Annotated in this window: 13 protein-coding genes; 3 read left to right on the top strand and 10 right to left on the bottom strand. The window is 53.5% G+C overall.

Annotated elements, in window-relative coordinates; translation table 11 throughout:
* Window positions 1–19: 19 nt before the first annotated feature.
* Window positions 20–1,348, top strand: a complete 1,329-nt coding sequence (locus tag Q7T66_RS08960) for an NAD(P)/FAD-dependent oxidoreductase (protein ID WP_304932992.1) — start codon at window positions 20–22, stop codon at window positions 1,346–1,348.
* Between the two features lie 47 nt (window positions 1,349–1,395).
* Here the strand turns inward: Q7T66_RS08960 and fabG are convergent, their stop codons facing one another.
* The 10 genes from fabG to ilvA form a co-directional block, all read right to left on the bottom strand.
* The gene (gene fabG / locus Q7T66_RS08955) at window positions 1,396–2,115 is read right to left on the bottom strand and encodes a 3-oxoacyl-ACP reductase FabG (RefSeq protein ID WP_304932991.1); all 720 of its coding nucleotides are present in this window, start codon (window positions 2,113–2,115) and stop codon (window positions 1,396–1,398) included.
* Entirely contained in the window at window positions 2,112–2,600 is a 489-nt protein-coding gene (locus Q7T66_RS08950; protein ID WP_304932990.1) for a 3-hydroxylacyl-ACP dehydratase, read from the bottom strand. The genes fabG and Q7T66_RS08950 overlap by 4 nt, the downstream gene beginning before the upstream one ends.
* Window positions 2,597–3,328 (bottom strand): cyclopropane-fatty-acyl-phospholipid synthase family protein, encoded by a 732-nt coding sequence (locus Q7T66_RS08945; protein WP_304932989.1) that lies wholly within the window; start codon window positions 3,326–3,328, stop codon window positions 2,597–2,599. Before Q7T66_RS08945 ends, Q7T66_RS08950 begins: the two co-directional genes overlap by 4 nt.
* A complete protein-coding gene (locus tag Q7T66_RS08940; protein WP_370691634.1) occupies window positions 3,325–5,799 on the bottom strand; it encodes an MMPL family transporter in 2,475 nt (824 codons plus the stop codon). Before Q7T66_RS08940 ends, Q7T66_RS08945 begins: the two co-directional genes overlap by 4 nt.
* Entirely contained in the window at window positions 5,796–6,377 is a 582-nt protein-coding gene (locus Q7T66_RS08935) for a LolA-related protein (RefSeq protein ID WP_304932988.1), read from the bottom strand. Before Q7T66_RS08935 ends, Q7T66_RS08940 begins: the two co-directional genes overlap by 4 nt.
* Window positions 6,370–6,660, bottom strand: a complete 291-nt coding sequence (locus Q7T66_RS08930) for a hypothetical protein (RefSeq protein WP_304932987.1) — start codon at window positions 6,658–6,660, stop codon at window positions 6,370–6,372. The genes Q7T66_RS08935 and Q7T66_RS08930 overlap by 8 nt, the downstream gene beginning before the upstream one ends.
* Window positions 6,661–6,671: 11 nt before the next feature.
* Window positions 6,672–8,108: an AMP-binding protein gene (locus tag Q7T66_RS08925; protein ID WP_304932986.1), complete on the bottom strand. Its 1,437-nt coding sequence runs from the start codon at window positions 8,106–8,108 to the stop codon at window positions 6,672–6,674.
* 5 nt (window positions 8,109–8,113) lie between these two features.
* A complete protein-coding gene (locus tag Q7T66_RS08920; protein WP_370691633.1) occupies window positions 8,114–8,488 on the bottom strand; it encodes a phosphopantetheine-binding protein in 375 nt (124 codons plus the stop codon).
* 90 nt (window positions 8,489–8,578) lie between these two features.
* Complete coding sequence (queF, locus tag Q7T66_RS08915) at window positions 8,579–9,418, bottom strand: NADPH-dependent 7-cyano-7-deazaguanine reductase QueF (RefSeq protein WP_304932985.1); 840 nt, start codon at window positions 9,416–9,418, stop codon at window positions 8,579–8,581.
* Between the two features lie 11 nt (window positions 9,419–9,429).
* Window positions 9,430–10,962 carry a threonine ammonia-lyase, biosynthetic gene (gene ilvA, locus Q7T66_RS08910; protein ID WP_304932984.1) on the bottom strand — a complete coding sequence of 511 codons (1,533 nt, stop codon included), beginning with the start codon at window positions 10,960–10,962 and terminating at the stop codon, window positions 9,430–9,432.
* A 173-nt stretch (window positions 10,963–11,135) separates the two neighbouring features.
* Between ilvA and Q7T66_RS08905 the strand changes: the two genes are divergently transcribed.
* Both Q7T66_RS08905 and Q7T66_RS08900 read left to right on the top strand, forming a co-directional pair.
* Complete coding sequence (locus tag Q7T66_RS08905) at window positions 11,136–11,624, top strand: YqaA family protein (protein WP_304932983.1); 489 nt, start codon at window positions 11,136–11,138, stop codon at window positions 11,622–11,624.
* Window positions 11,625–11,805: 181 nt separating this feature from the next.
* Window positions 11,806–15,804: an FAD/FMN-binding oxidoreductase gene (locus Q7T66_RS08900; RefSeq protein WP_304932982.1), complete on the top strand. Its 3,999-nt coding sequence runs from the start codon at window positions 11,806–11,808 to the stop codon at window positions 15,802–15,804.
* Window positions 15,805–15,806: the final 2 nt, after the last annotated feature.

Below are 15,806 nucleotides of genomic sequence, written 5' to 3'. Positions count from 1 at the left end.
CGCTTTGGATGGATATTTTATGACCAGCACTGATACCTTGACCAGCAACGCCGCGCGTATCAAGACCGACATCGTCATCATCGGCGGCGGGCCAGCTGGTTCTACCGCCGCTGCATTGCTGGTTGAAAAAGGTTTCAAGGTCAGCCTGCTGGAAAAAGCGGTACATCCACGTTTTCATATCGGTGAATCGCTGTTGCCGGCAAACATGCCGCTGCTGGAAAAAATGGGTTTGAGCGAGCAGGTCGCTGCAATCGGCATGCCGAAGTGGGGCGTGGAATTCAATGCGCTCGAACACGACGTCCGCACCAATATCGAATTCGCCGAAGCATGGGACAAATCCATGCCGTATGCCTATCAGGTACGACGCGCCGACTTCGATCACATTCTGATAAAAAATGCCAAAGCCAAGGGTGCGGATGTCGTTGAGGGCTGCCGCGTGCGGGATGTCGAATTCCACAAGGACAATGTCAGCATCAAGGCGCAGTGTGACGACGGCAGCATGCAGGAATATGTAGCCGATTACGTGATAGATGCGTCAGGCCGCGACACTTTTCTGGCAAACAAACTGAAAAGCAAACAGAAGAACAAGAAGCACAACAGTTCGGCGATTTACAGCCACTTTACTAATGTCGAACGGCTGGAAGGCAAACGTGAAGGCGATATCAGCCTGTTCTGGTTCGAGCACGGATGGTTCTGGTTCATTCCGTTGGCGGATGGCACAACCAGTGTTGGCGCCGTATGCTGGCCCGCCTATCTTGCTTCGCGCAAGGTCAGTGTCGAGCAATTTCTGATGGATACGATTGCGCTCGCGCCTAAGCTGGCGATGCGCATGAAGGATGCGGTGCGCGTGGGTCCCGTTGAAGCGACGGGAAATTATTCGTACACCAGCAGCAAGAGCTACGACAATCGCTGCATGTTGCTTGGCGACGCGTTTGCCTTTGTCGATCCGGTGTTTTCATCCGGTGTTTTCCTGGCGATGCAAAGCGCCTTTGTAGGTACTGAAGCAGTCACTACCTTCTTGCGCGATCCGGCCAATGCGCCGCGTGCGCTGGCCAAATTTGATCGTCATATGCGCCGTGGTCCTTCGATTTTCTGCTGGTTCATTTATCGTGTGACCAATCCCGCAATGCGCGCGCTGTTTGTCGAGCCGCGCAATTTTCTGCAGGCGAAAGCGGCAGTCATGTCAGTGCTGGCGGGCGATATTTTTCACAACAAGGCAATCTGGCCGTCCTTGTATGTCTTCAAGGGTATTTACTACATCTCGTCCATATTTAATCCGATGCGCACGCTTAATGCATGGCGTCGCCGCAAGATCAATATTCAGGATGCGGTCGATCCTGTCATATAAAAAAAGGGCCGCATCAGCGGCCCTTTTCATTTGTACTTAATAAGAAGCTAGATCATGCCGCCGTTGATCGAGATGATCTGGCCGGAAATATAAGCGGAGTTGGGTGACGCCAGGAAGCCGATCAGGTCTGCGACTTCTTCCGGTTTTCCCGCGCGTTTCATCGGCACGATGGTCTGGATCGCCTTGTCGTCAAACGCTTCTTCTATCATGCCTGTGGCGATGATGCCCGGTGCCACCGCATTGACTGTGATGCCGCGACTGGCCAGTTCGAGTGCCAGTGATTTTGTTGCGGAATGCAGCGCACCCTTGGCCGCCGAATAATTAACCTGGCCGCGATTGCCGGTCACCGCAGCAATCGACGAGACATTAATGATGCGGCCCCAGCGGGTACGTATCATCGGCATCGTCAGCGGTTGCGTCACATTGAAAAAACCATGCAGCGATACATCAATCACATCATGCCACTGAGTACTTGTCATGCCCGGAAAGACCGCGTCGGAATGGATGCCGGCATTGTTCACCAGTACCTGGATAGGACCTGATTCCAACAATGCTTCCAACGCAATTTTGGTCGCGTCAGCATCTGTGATATCGAATACCGCCACTTCCGCACTGCCGCCTGCAGCAATAATTTCTTTGCAAATCAGCTCGGCCTTGTCGCGTCCGCGATTGGCATGCACGATCACATGCAATTCGTCTGCGGCCAAGCGCTTGCAGATTGCAGCGCCGATGCCGCCGCTGCCACCCGTTACCAGTGCGCGTTTCATGATGGGTTTGCTCCTGTGTTGTTGGTGACCAGCGATGCGTCGATGATGATGGTGGCGCGACCGTCCAGCAAAGGCTGCTGAGTGTCGAGGCCGCGCACTGCAAACTGATACAAAATGAGATTTGGCTCGCTATGCGTGCAGGTCACTTCAATCTGCAACGCCTCGGCGATGTCATCCAGCCTAGCTACATGTAATACCGTACTACGCACGCTGGCAAGAAATCCTGCAGTCGGACGCGCCATGTCTTGCATGTCGGGCTGCGACGTTGCCAGCAATGCGCTGTGTACGGCCATTGCCTGAGCAGCGTATTCAATACCGTTGGCTGCACCGAGTCGGTCATGTGCGCGCAAGGGATTGTCCATCTGTAAATGGCTGTGCGCAATCGCGCTCATGCGTTCACTGTCCCATGATTCGACATGATCCAGCAGGCACATGCTGCCCTGATGCGGGATATGCGCAAGGATCCAGTTGCGATCTATGTTCACGCGGCGCCTTTTTTGCAGACCAGCAGGATATTGGCGAAAGGCGTTCCCACGTTCATCGGAATTGCTTGAACGGCAAAGCCGATGGCCGTGATATCACGTTGCCAGTCAGCGATGGTCCGGCAAAAAGTCGGCAGTGTTTTATGGCCGCGTATCGAGGTCACGACATTGTCGACCCAGTTGCTGATCTTGAATGGCAAACCACCGGCAGCATCGCCGACGCGCAGTAACAGCACGCCGTCTGGTGACAGGCACGCATGTACTTTTTTCAGCACGTCATCTTGCGCCGGGAAGTCCACGTAATGCAGCACATCAAGGATGACAACCGCATCCGATGGCGCGAAAGTGGCGGTACACATATTGCCGACTTCAAATGTGGCGCGGTCTGCCACAGACTGTAATGCGCGTTCGGCACGCTCCACATCCCGCGGCATTAATTCGATGCCATGCACATGCGTGATCACTGGTGGCGCGGGCCAGCCGATTGGCCAGTCGCCTTTTGCATGTTGCGCCTCGGCTGACAGCAGCCATGACGACAGCAGTCCTTGTCCACAACCAATATCCAGCACCTTGATAGGATGGCCGCTTGGTAATAGTCCCAGCTGGAGCATGCCCTTGAATACCGGATCGCGACTCAGTTTGCCATGTGCAAAATGCCACGCGAAGCGACCGGCTTGGCGGTAAGGACTGCAGGCTGCAGTAAAAAGATGGTTCATCGCGTCGTTGCTCATGGCGCTTTCGAATCAGTGGAAGCAGCGATATACGTGCTATTGGAAAAAGTGGCGGAAAAGACGAGCGCAAGTATCACGCCGATACCGACGGTAATACCAATCGCATTGAGTACCGGCACGGATGAAAATCCGAGCACACCAAAGCCGATGACGGTGGTGATATTGGCAAAGATCAGTGACGCCAGTGTCGTCGGTTTGATTTGCGCCACCGAGGTTTCAACACCCGTTACAGGATCCTTTACCAGTACCGTTGCCGGCTGCGCAAAGAACAGCGCGTAATTGGAACCCACGGCGACGATCAGCAACAGTCCGACCAGATGCAGGATGGTCATGCGTTGGCCGGTCAGCGACAAAATCGCAGCAACGGTCAGCACTGCAGTGATCAGTGGCACCATGACGCGCGCCAGTCCGGCAAGCGAGCGCAGATTGAAACCAAGCAGTACCGTCATTGCTACCAATCCGCACAAGGCCAGCATGACGGCTTCCTGCATGTAGCCGCTATACAGTTTGCCGGTTTCGGTTTTGAGATCAATGAAGTAGGCTTGCTCCACCCCCGATTTCTGTAACGCAGTCTGGATCAGTGCCATATCAAGAGGCTGATCGCCACCTGCCGTCAGTGGCAGCAGACCACTGACAACGCCGTCCTTCTCGATCAGCAGCGAATCGGTTGCCAGTGCCATCGAGGTGCCGGCCAGATCCTTGCGTGTCAGCAGTCGCGCCTTCAATTCGTCCGGTTGTTTGGCGACTTTCGTCAGCTCATCAATGGAGGCGACAAACGGTGCCAGCAACGTAGCCTGGAATGGCAGGCCAGCGACTGCTTGATTCAGACGTTGCTGCAGAACGTCGGTCGGCGGCAATGCATTCAGACGAGCTTGCTGCGTTGCCAGACTCGGCAGGTAGCGGCTAGGCGATTCAAATGCAGCCAGCGTGCCGGCATTGACCATGGTATCGAGTTGCGTAGAGACTTTTTCGGTGGACTGCAAGACTTCTTCCAGCGTTTTTCCCTTCACGACTATCAGGTAGCTTACGTCTGGCGCGCCTACATCCTTGCGCAGATTTTCATCAAGGTCGATATCAACTTTGCTGATAGGGCTCAAAGCGCCAAGCTCCGGCTCCCACAGGTGATCGCGATTGACCCAAAGCACGGCACATGCGGCCAGCGCAATAATGAAAAATCCTTTGCGCAGCTTTTGCAACTGATGCAGTACTTTTTGCACGACGAGGCCAATATGTGTCAGATCACGCACGACGAAATTGCGCGGCAGCAGCGACGGCAATACGAAGCGGGTGACGAAGGCTGCGGAAGTCAAACCCGCGATGGTGTACAGGCCGAGCTGTGCCAGTCCTGGAAAACCTGAGAACAACAAGCAGCCGAAGCCGGCCATCGAGGTCAATACACCGAGCCGAATTGTCGGCCATGATTTCTTCGCCCAGTCTGCGCTGTTCTTTGCGCTGCCAGACTGTATGAACAGATAGATCGAATAATCAATGGCCTCGCCTATCAGCGTGGTGCCGAAACCCATCGTCAATCCATGCACCATGCCAAAGCCGAGACTAACCGCTACTGTGCCAGCCAGCACGCCGCTGAGCACAGGTGCCAGTCCAAGCAAAACCGCTGCGCCTGAACGATAGACAATGAACAGCAAGGCCATGATCAGCGTCGCGCTGATGATGGAAAACATTGCGGCTTCTGTTGTGATCGTATTGCGTGCATTGACGCCAAAGACGCCGGGGCCGGTCATGACCAGTTTGGCGCTGGCCACCTGTGGCAGTGTTGCTGCGAGTTCTGTTTTTGCTGCTTCGAATTTTTCTTTGATGTGATTGATGGCGGCTTCCTGGCCATCGGTATCGGAGCCGAGCGCGCGGGTTTGCGCCAGCAGCAGAGCACGATTGCCGTCTTTTGCAACCCATACGCCTTGCATTTTTCGCGGTTGCTGGCCGCCATTGAACTGTCCGATCAGTGCCGTCAGTTCACCGGTCGGATCCTGCGGCAAGATGTCTTTGACTATCAGTCCGGCGGGCGAGGCCAGCAGATCTACCGTCTCGCTCAGCGCTTCGTGCAAACCTTCGGTGGTAAAGCGTTCTGGTGTAACCGCAGGACTCAATAAATACCGGTTGTTGAAGAGATAGGTGCGATCTTTGTCTTGATTGACCGGCTCGCCATTGTTGACTGAAATGAATTCATCATTGCTGCGCATCCGCGTCGCAAGCGACTTCGACAATGCAGCTTGTCCTTGCGCATCGGTACCTTCGATGCCGACCAAAATGAGGCGTGACACCATGCCGTCGCGCAGTTGCTCGACCATCAGTTGCTGTTCCTGCGTCGGATTACTAGGCAGGAAGGCGGAAAGGTCAGCGGTAAATGTTGAGCGGAACAGAACGAAGATGCCGATCAATACCAGCACCAGCCAGATTCCGATTGCCGACCACGCGCGTTTTGGCGTTGGCAGCTCTTGCACAGTTTGCGTCATGGCTTGATTTTTTCGATGGTAGTCACGGAGCGGTCGCCATCGCCTTGCAGCACTTCAATTTCGCGAACTTCAAAGTTGTTGCCGGCCAGACGAATCCGTTTGACCTTTTGACGTGCATCCAGATTGCTCGGAGTCAGCATCATGGTCCAGTTTTCACGCGTGCCCTGCAACGCCACAACGAAGTTCAGTTCCAATGTACGGCGGTCGCCGGCCAGCGTCGCCCGTATACTTTCGATCAATGCTGCCAGTTCCGGTGAATCGCCGAGCTGCATCGCGTACTTGTTTTTGCCGCGCTCCAGTACTACCGAGTCTCGATTCAGTGTCATCACTTCCGGCTTTGGCTTGAAGGTACGTTTCTCCAATTTGTCAGGCGGGGTAAAGAGCATTTCGCCGGATGATTCAATCGGACGATCTAATGTGGCGATGTACTTTTTCTCAGTGAAATTAACCTTGGCGGGTTTGGCTTGCGCCAGGCCAGTCATCAATTGTTCCATCGTGATGTCGGCCGCATGGGCCAGGCATGTGCACGACAGCAGAAGTGCAACGATCAGGCCATGCAGGCCAGTTGATTTACGCATTGAAGACTCCCGTGACCGCCACGCGCTCACCTTGTTTGATATCGAATTGAATGCCGCCATTGGCATTGATGTCGTAATGCAGACTCAGTTGTGTATCCGGCAGTACCGGACTGAGAAATTTGACGCTGCTGATTTTGTATTTTTGCATGTCCATCTGCCGGTCTGCCGCTATGGCATGCAGAGCCTCGTCGAGAAGAACCACGCCGGGGGTAATCGGCATGCCGGGGAAATGCCCGGCAAACGCCGGATGATCGGCAGGAATATGAAACGACAATGTGGTCATGGATTGTGTCTTCAACTGTGCGAGGTATCACATGGCGCAGCCGCCAGCGTATGCAGTAATTCAGCAAGTGACGCCTGCGGCAATTTGCCGGTTGCGTTACGGGGCAGGCTGTCGACCTTGTACAAAGGCCTTGGCAAAAAGGCAGGATCGATCTTTTGGCGCAAGGCGTCGATCAGATCGCTGACCGCTAGTGTGGGGGCGACGACAAAAGCCTTGAGTCGAGTCACTTCGCCTGTGCTTTTTTCTGGTGGCATGAAGAACGCGCCATCAACTACGCCCGGAATCGCATTCAAGTGATGATTCAAATATGCAAGCGAACTGCGTTTACCGGCGATGTTGATCAGGTCGGTGATACGGCCATGCAGCAGGAATGTTCCATCACCAGTCATTTCGATGGCGTCGTTCATAGGCATCGGTGTTTCCACGTGGCCGCCGGAAATCCACATACGCTCGTCGCTTGCATCCTGATGTGGACAACGCGTCATTTTCAAGCTTGGAAACAGCATCCATTCTGGAGAGTGCGACGGTTGTCTGCTCGCAATCTGTCCGGTCTCGGTACTGCCGTAAATTTCCTGCAAGGGAGCGTGGAAGGCTTGCTCTGCCTGCAGAGCCAGTTGTGGCGACAGCGGCGCTGTGGCCGACACCATAACTTCTATTTTTGGCAGCGGTAATTCAGAGCCGATCAGCGAACGTAGATGCACCGGCGTCGTCACCAGCACGCGCGGCTCGGGAACTTGTTCTAGCGAACTGCAGATATCGGCCGGGTAAAACGAGAGTGCGCTGGTCAGCGAAAAACCGTTCACTAATGGCATCAATACGGTCGACTCGAAACCATACATGTGCTGCGCCGGCACTGTTCCGACCACACTATAGTTAACGTCGGGCTGCAGGCCAAGTTGAACGGCTTCCATCTGCACATTGCGCACCAGCGTTGCCCAGGTTTTCCTATGCGCTATCGGTAATCCGGTCGAGCCCGACGTAAATACGTAGGCCACCAGACGGTCGTTCTCGATCTGCGGAATCTGGAAGGTATGAATGCCGCTGCTACCGACCAGGCCGAAAAAAGAGGATGTCGGATAGGCCGTCCGCGGCAAGTCGATTGCGCAATGCGCTTGATCGGTCAGACACACGGCATCAGGGGCAAAGCTCAGCAGCTGGCGTATGGTTTCTGCCGTGCGGGTCGAGGGCAGCAGGTTTACCTTGCCTGAAACTAGGATTGCCGAAAATGCGACAAGAAAATGATAGCGGTCATGGCAGTCGTTGAGGACGTGACGACTGGCTGGCAAAAGCGTGGCCAGTTTTTCGACGTCGCTCAGGAATTGCGCTGCCGTGACCGAAATGCCGTCGCGCCATGCGACGATCCGGTCAGGGGAGGTATGACTGAGAAGAGGAATAGTTGAAGTCAACGGCACGCATCCTTTGATGTCAGCGCAAGTAATGCGCGGCATGCAAGTTATTGCGTTTTATTGGCAGCAATATAGTCGGACAGCGAGCGCAGTGAGCTGAAGATTTTTTCGTTATCTTCGTGATCGGCGCGCAATTGAATGCCGTAGTTTTTTGACACGACTAATGCCACTTCCAGGATGTCAATTGAATCAAGGCCAAGGCCGCTGCCGTAAAGTGAATCATCCGGGCTGATCGTGGTCGGATCGACATCAAGATTGAGCGCATGCACAATCAATTTAGCCACTTCTTGGGTGAAAGCGTCGTCGGATGTTGCGGTATTGCTGGTTGGATTTGACATGATGGGAAAGTCTCTAATGTGTTCTTGGTCGGCGCTGATTATATATGCAGCACTATCCAATTTTTCGGAAAATAGTGCGGCCATCTATAAAACAACGTTATTGCAGGATTGACTGTTATAGAGCGCACAGAACGCTGGAAAGTTGCAGCATCCTGTGGTCAATTGCCGACTTATTTATTGACGTGCGTTACGTGCGTTGGATGGTTGCCCAGAACTGAAATTGCTGCGCCACGGATTAATGTCCAAACCACCGCGTCGGGTATAGCGCGCATACACCGCCAGCCTCTGTGGTTTGCATTGACGCATGATGTCCATGAAGATGCGCTCTACACATTGCTCATGAAATTCATTGTGTTCGCGGAAGCCGATCAGATATTGCAGCAAGCCTTCTTGATCAATCGCGCCGCCTACATACTTGATCTGCACACTGGCCCAATCCGGTTGGCCGGTGACCAGACAATTCGATTTCAATAAATGCGAGACCAGGGTTTCCTCAACTGCAGGCTCGTCTTTTGCTGCCGACAGCAAGGATGCATCTGGCGAATATTCGGTTACCTCGATATCCAGTCTATCCAGCAACATGCCATCGAGTTCGCCCATAGGTATTTTGGAAAAATTCTCAGGCATCGTCAGCGAAATTTGTACTGGTGCGCCAAAGTTGGCGGCCAAATCCTCACGCAGCAATTCAAGCAAGGCTTCAGTGCCGCCCAGCTTGGTTTGGTTCAGCGAATTCAAATACAGCTTGAAGGATTTCGACTCGACGATATTTGGCGAGTCGGCTGGCACAATGATTTTCGCCATCGCCACTTGCGGTTTGCCGCGCATGTTCAACCATGAAATTTCATACGCGTTCCAGATATCGACACCGAAAAACGGCAAGGTGCCGGTACTCAAGCCGATTTCATCACGCTTGTACTGACGTGGAATGGCGAACAGTAAAGACGGGTCGTATTGCGTTTTATAGGCAGACGATTTGCCTAGTGGTGAAGCATCTGCTCCGGAAGGGTTGGCCATCACTTAGCCCCTTATAGAAATAATTTATACGCGGGATTATCGTTTTCATCCCAATAGCGGTAGCCGAGTCCTGCCAGCGAAGTACGGAAGGCTTTCATTTCTTTTTTCGGTACTTGCAAGCCGACGAGAATGCGACCGACATCGCCGCCTTGATTGCGATAGTGGAACAAACTGATATTCCAGTTAGGCGCAACGCTATCTAGGAAGCGCATCAACGCACCCGGACGTTCCGGAAATTCAAAGCGGTACAGCAACTCATCATGTGCGAGTTCGCTCTTGCCGCCGACCAGATGACGAATGTGACCTTTGGCCAGTTCGTCATGCGTTAGATCCAGCGCCTTGAAGCCTTGTTTTTCGAAATGCTTGGTGATCTTGCCTGGCTCATCGCGATCGGCGATTTGCATGCCGACGAAAATGTGCGCCTGCTTCGCATCGCTGATCCGGTAGTTGAACTCAGTTACATTGCGCGGACCGATCAATTCGCAGAATCGCTTGAAGCTGCCACGTTCTTCTGGAATCGTCACAGCAAAAATGGCTTCGCGCGATTCACCGACTTCAGCGCGTTCAGCGACAAAGCGCAAGCGATCGAAGTTCATGTTGGCGCCACATGCGACCGTGATCAGCGTTTCATTTTTCAGCGCTTGTTTATCTTGTTTGGCGCGTTCGATATACGCCTTGGCGCCGGCAATTGCCAGTGCGCCTGCAGGTTCCAGAATGCTACGCGTGTCCTGGAATACATCCTTGATCGCAGCACAGACCGCATCGGTATCGACCAGGATGATGTCATCGACTACCAGCTTGGCGATGCGGAAGGTTTCTTCGCCAACCAGCTTGACTGCAGTGCCGTCAGAAAACAGGCCGACGTCCGGCAAAGACACGCGGCGTCCTGCTTTCAGGCTGCGCGCCATCGCGTCAGAGTCGGTCGTTTGCACGCCGATGATTTTGATATCCGGACGCACGGCTTTGACATACGCACCTATGCCCGAGATCAAACCACCGCCGCCGATGGCGACAAAAATGGCGTGGATAGGGCCGGGATGCTGGCGCAAAATTTCCATCGCGATTGTGCCTTGGCCGGCGATCACATCAGGATCGTCGAACGGATGTACGAAGGTCAGCTTGCGTTTTTTCTCCAGGGTCAGCGCGTGGTTGTACGCATCGGTGTACGACTCGCCGAACAAGACGACTTCCACATTCTCGCCGCCGCGTGCTTTGACCGCGTCGATCTTTACTGGCGGCGTGGTGGTCGGCATCACGATCACTGCGCGGCAACCGAGTTTGGTCGCGGATAAGGCAACGCCTTGCGCGTGATTGCCGGCGGATGCGCAAATCACGCCGCGCTTCAATTGTGCCGGCGGCAAATTTGCCATCTTGTTGTACGCACCGCGCAACTTGAAGCTGAATACGCTTTGAATATCTTCGCGCTTGAAATAAATCTGGTTGCCGAAACGCTGCGACAGCGTGGGCGCCAATTCAAGTGGTGATTCCACGGCAACGTCATAAACGCGCGCGGTGAGGATTTTCTTCAGGTAGTCGGTTGTCATAGCGATCAATGTGATTGGCACGGCCATTCAGTTGGAAATAAGTTGAAACGACCTTGTGCAGCCGATCATTATAATGGACGACTTTTTGCGATGCCGCATTCCTGCAGCTTTCTTGTTAAAAACCGATTATTGGGCCGGGATATCCGATTTGAAATATTTACTGAAGCGAACACATGATTGAAGCCAGTGTGCAGTGGTTACTGGCCTTTCTGGCTGTGCCCGAGATCGGGCTGTTTGCGGTATTTATCATCAGTACGGTTTCGGCGACCTTGCTGCCGCTGGGCTCCGAGCCGGCGGTATTTGCCGTCATCAAGGCCAATGCGGCTTTGTTCTGGCCGGTGATCTTGGTAGCAACCGTCGGCAATACCCTGGGCGGCGTGATTAATTACTGGATGGGCGCTGGCGCAAAAACAGTTTTTGCGAAAGAACAGCAAACGCGCTGGTTCGGCTGGCTCCATCGCTTCGGTGCAAAAACCATGTTGCTGGCCTGGTTGCCGGTGATAGGTGATCCGATTTGCCTGTTGGGTGGTTGGCTGAAGCTGCCGTTCTGGCCTTGCGTCGCTTATATGGCGATTGGCAAGTTCCTGCGTTATGTGACTATGACCTGGTTGCTGTTGTATGTGCCCGACGGGTTTTGGCAATATCTGATCAAGTTGTTTTGATTGCTCGTTGATTTGATGCGATGTCTTACCGATAGCTGATTTCTCTCTATCCGAGGAAATAAAATCCCACCGGTTTTGCCATTTTCACCGCTGTTTTCCCTATCGGTAGTTCAAACGTGTTGCACTGCAATCAGCTAAAATGCGTATTTAGCGTGAATGAACCACTAATGAACGCCCATCAATGAACGCTCCAGTACAAATTCAGACTTTACTTGCCGATGCTCCCGGCGGCGCTGTGCCTACGCGTTTGCGCGAAATTCCCTATAACTACACGTCGTTTTCCGATCGCGAGATTGTGATTCGCCTATTGGGCGAAGATGCATGGGCTTTGCTGGATGAATTGCGCGGCGAGCGTCAGACCGGCCGTTCGGCACGCATGCTGTATGAAGTCTTGGGCGATATTTGGGTCATGCAGCGCAATCCGTATCTGCAAGACGACATGCTGGACAATCCCAAGCGTCGTCAGGCCTTGATCGATGCGCTGAATCATCGCTTGGGTGAAGTCGACAAACGCCGCAAGAATGATCTGGCGAATACCGGCGATGTGAAAGCCGAACGACGTGCTGTCGCGGTTGAAGCTTTGGTGCAAGCTGCCTGCAAAGCGGTCGCTGATTTTGCTGAAGAATTCCGTAATACCTACGATTTGCGCAAGCGTACCAACAAAGTCTTGGGTCGCTACACGGCAAAAGACAATATCAAGTTTGACGGTTTGTCCCGTGTGTCACATGTGACGGACGCGACCGACTGGCGTGTTGAATATCCATTCGTCGTGTTGACGCCAGATGGCGAAGATGAAATGGCCGGCCTCGTCAAAGGCTGTATCGAACTTGGCTTGACCATCATTCCACGCGGCGGCGGTACTGGTTACACCGGTGGCGCAATTCCGCTGACGCCGATGTCGGCTGTCATCAATACCGAAAAACTGGAAGGCTTGGGCGCCGTCGAAATGACGATGCTGCCTGGCGTCGACCGCGAATACGCGACAATTTATTCCGGCGCTGGTGTAGTGACCAAACGTGTTTCCGATGCAGCTGAAAAAGCCGGCTTCGTATTCGCGGTCGATCCAACTTCTGCCGAAGCGTCATGCATAGGCGGCAATATCGCGATGAACGCCGGCGGCAAGAAAGCCGTTTTGTGGGGCACTGCGCTCGACAATCTGGCGAGCTGGAAGATGGTTGACCCGAACGGCGATTGGCTGGAAGTCACGCGTCTTGAACACAACCTCGGCAAGATTCATGATGCGCCAATGGCCAAGTTCAAACTGGAATGGACGCATCCTAGCGAGAAGGGCAAAGTCAATCAGCCCTTCAAAACAGAAACGCTGGACATCGTCGGCCGTACTTTCCGCAAAGAAGGTTTGGGCAAGGACGTTACCGATAAATTCCTGTCCGGTTTGCCTGGCGTGCAAAAAGAAGGTTGCGATGGTTTGATCACGTCGGCGCGCTGGATTTTGCACAAGATGCCGAAACATACGCGTACGGTTTGTCTGGAATTTTTCGGCCATTCGCGCGATGCGATTCCATCGATTGTTGAGATCAAGGATTTCCTCGATGCTGAAACCAAAAAAGGCGGTGCAATTCTGGCCGGCCTTGAGCATCTGGACGAACGCTATTTGCGCGCAGTTGGTTACGCAACCAAATCCAAGCGCGGCATCTTGCCGAAGATGGCTTTGTTCGGCGATATCGTCGGCGATGATGAAAACGCCGTCGCGCAAGCCGCATCCGAAGTGGTGCGTATCGCGAACACGCGCGTAGGCGAAGGTTTTATCGCCGTTAGTCCGGAAGCACGCAAGAAATTCTGGCTGGATCGCGCCCGCACTGCAGCGATTTCCAAGCATACCAACGCGTTCAAGATCAATGAAGACGTGGTGATCCCGCTTGATCGCATGGGTGAATATTCCGACGGTATCGAACGTATTAACGTTGAGCTGTCGATCAAGAATAAATTGCAATTCCTTGATGAGCTGCATGCATTTTTCGCCAAAGGCAATCTACCTTTAGGTAAAAGCGACGATGCTGAAGGCGACGATATTCCTGCGGCTGAATTGCTGGAAGATCGCGTCAATCAAGCTGAAGAATTGATCGCGGCGACGCAAGCGCGTTGGACCTATGTGCTGGCAAATCTTGATCGGCCTTTGCTGGCTGCCAAAGATGAATTGCTGGCGTTGGGCATGGAAAGACTTGAGCCCGTATTCAACGAGCGTTTGCAAGTGCAGCCTGATGCGACTGTGTTCGACGTAGTGCAAGATCGCACCGTGCGTATCTCGTGGAAAGCGGAAGCGCGCGTGCCTTTGCGTCAGATTTTTAGCGGTGCTGCATTCCGTCTGATCCTCGAAGAAGCTAATGCGATCCACAAGCGCATCTTGCGCGGCCGCGTATTCGTCGCGCTGCACATGCATGCGGGCGATGGCAATGTGCACACGAATATTCCGGTTAATTCCGATCACTATCAAATGCTGCAGGATGCGCACGCGGCGGTTGCGCGCATCATGAAACTGGCACGTTCACTGGATGGTGTGATTTCTGGTGAACATGGCATCGGCATTACCAAGCTTGAATTTTTGACCACTGAAGAATTGGCCGATTTCCGCTCGTACAAAAAGCGTATCGATCCGAATGGCCACTTCAACAAGGGCAAGTTGATGGATGCGCCTGAGTTGAGCGCAGATTTGCGTAACGCTTACACGCCATCTTTCGGGCTGATGGGCCACGAATCGCTGATCATGCAACAAAGCGATATCGGTGCGATTGCCAATAGCGTCAAGGATTGCTTGCGTTGCGGTAAATGCAAACCTGTGTGCGCTACACACGTACCGCGCGCGAATCTGTTGTACTCGCCGCGTAACAAAATTCTTGCGACCTCTTTGCTGGTCGAAGCCTTCTTGTATGAAGAGCAAACGCGACGCGGCATCTCGATCAAGCATTGGGAAGAGTTCGAAGACGTCGCCGATCACTGCACGGTTTGCCATAAATGTTTGACGCCTTGCCCGGTTGATATCGACTTTGGCGATGTGTCTATGAACATGCGCAATTTGCTGCGCAAGATGGACAAGAAGTCGTTTAATCCGGGTACTGCGGCCTCGATGTTCTTCTTGAATGCGAGCGATCCTGCGACGATCAATGCGACGCGTAAAGTCATGATTGATTGGGGTTATAAGGCGCAACGTTTCGGCCACGACTTCTTCAAGAAATTTGCGAAGAAACAAACTGCAGCTCCGCGTTCGACGGTCGGCAAGCCACCGATCAAAGAACAGGTGATCCACTTCATCAACAAGAAGATGCCTGGTAATTTGCCGAAGAAGACCGCGCGCGCCTTGCTGGATATTGAAGACGATACCGTCGTGCCGATTATTCGCGATCCAAGAGCTACGACGATGGATACCGAAGCGGTGTTCTACTTCCCGGGCTGCGGTTCCGAGCGTCTGTTCTCGCAAGTCGGTCTCGCAACGCAGGCGATGTTGTGGAACGTCGGCGTGCAAACTGTCTTGCCGCCGGGTTATCTGTGCTGCGGTTATCCGCAACGTGGTTCCGGCGATTTCGACAAGGCTGAAAAGATCATCACCGACAATCGTGTGCTGTTCCATCGCATGGCGAACACGCTGAATTATCTGGATATCAAAACCGTTATCGTCTCTTGCGGCACTTGCTACGATCAGTTGCAGGGCTATGAATTCGAGAAGATTTTCCCAGGTTGCCGCATCATCGATATTCACGAATACCTGATGGAAAAAGGCGTCAAGCTGGAAGGCGTGGGCGGCGTGCGCTACATGTATCACGACCCTTGTCATACACCGATGAAGTTGCAGGATCCGTTGAAAACGGTGAATGCACTGATCACGACTGTCGATGCGCAAAAGATTGAAAAGAACGATCGATGCTGCGGCGAATCCGGCACGCTGGCTGTTACGCGTCCTGATATCTCGACCCAAGTGCGCTTCCGCAAGGAAGAAGAGATGGTCAAGGGCGCAGATAAATTGCGCGCCGATGGCTTTACCGGCGAGGTCAAGATTTTGACTTCCTGCCCATCATGCTTGCAAGGTTTGTCGCGTTACAACGATGATTCCGAAACCACTGCCGATTACATTGTGGTCGAGATGGCCAAGCATTTGCTCGGGCCAAACTGGTTGCCTGACTATGTCGCACGCGCCAACAATGGCGGCATCGAGCGAGTGTTGGTATAGGC

This window comes from Herminiimonas sp. (assembly GCF_030655415.1).
The sequence above is the reverse complement of the archived record's forward strand: the minus strand, read 5'-3'. Positions and strand labels throughout refer to the sequence as shown.

What these genes read in the sequence shown, in the direction of transcription:
- Q7T66_RS08960 (WP_304932992.1), top strand. Translation starts at nt 20, where the DNA reads ATGACCAGCACTGATACCTTGACCAGCAACGCCGCGCGTATCAAGACC.
- fabG (WP_304932991.1), bottom strand. Translation starts at nt 2,115, where the DNA reads ATGAAACGCGCACTGGTAACGGGTGGCAGCGGCGGCATCGGCGCTGCA.
- Q7T66_RS08945 (WP_304932989.1), bottom strand. Translation starts at nt 3,328, where the DNA reads ATGAGCAACGACGCGATGAACCATCTTTTTACTGCAGCCTGCAGTCCT.
- Q7T66_RS08940 (WP_370691634.1), bottom strand. Translation starts at nt 5,799, where the DNA reads ATGACGCAAACTGTGCAAGAGCTGCCAACGCCAAAACGCGCGTGGTCG.
- Q7T66_RS08935 (WP_304932988.1), bottom strand. Translation starts at nt 6,377, where the DNA reads ATGCGTAAATCAACTGGCCTGCATGGCCTGATCGTTGCACTTCTGCTG.
- Q7T66_RS08930 (WP_304932987.1), bottom strand. Translation starts at nt 6,660, where the DNA reads ATGACCACATTGTCGTTTCATATTCCTGCCGATCATCCGGCGTTTGCC.
- Q7T66_RS08925 (WP_304932986.1), bottom strand. Translation starts at nt 8,108, where the DNA reads ATGCCGCGCATTACTTGCGCTGACATCAAAGGATGCGTGCCGTTGACT.
- Q7T66_RS08920 (WP_370691633.1), bottom strand. Translation starts at nt 8,488, where the DNA reads ATGGCCGCACTATTTTCCGAAAAATTGGATAGTGCTGCATATATAATC.
- queF (WP_304932985.1), bottom strand. Translation starts at nt 9,418, where the DNA reads ATGGCCAACCCTTCCGGAGCAGATGCTTCACCACTAGGCAAATCGTCT.
- ilvA (WP_304932984.1), bottom strand. Translation starts at nt 10,962, where the DNA reads ATGACAACCGACTACCTGAAGAAAATCCTCACCGCGCGCGTTTATGAC.
- Q7T66_RS08905 (WP_304932983.1), top strand. Translation starts at nt 11,136, where the DNA reads ATGATTGAAGCCAGTGTGCAGTGGTTACTGGCCTTTCTGGCTGTGCCC.
- Q7T66_RS08900 (WP_304932982.1), top strand. Translation starts at nt 11,806, where the DNA reads ATGAACGCTCCAGTACAAATTCAGACTTTACTTGCCGATGCTCCCGGC.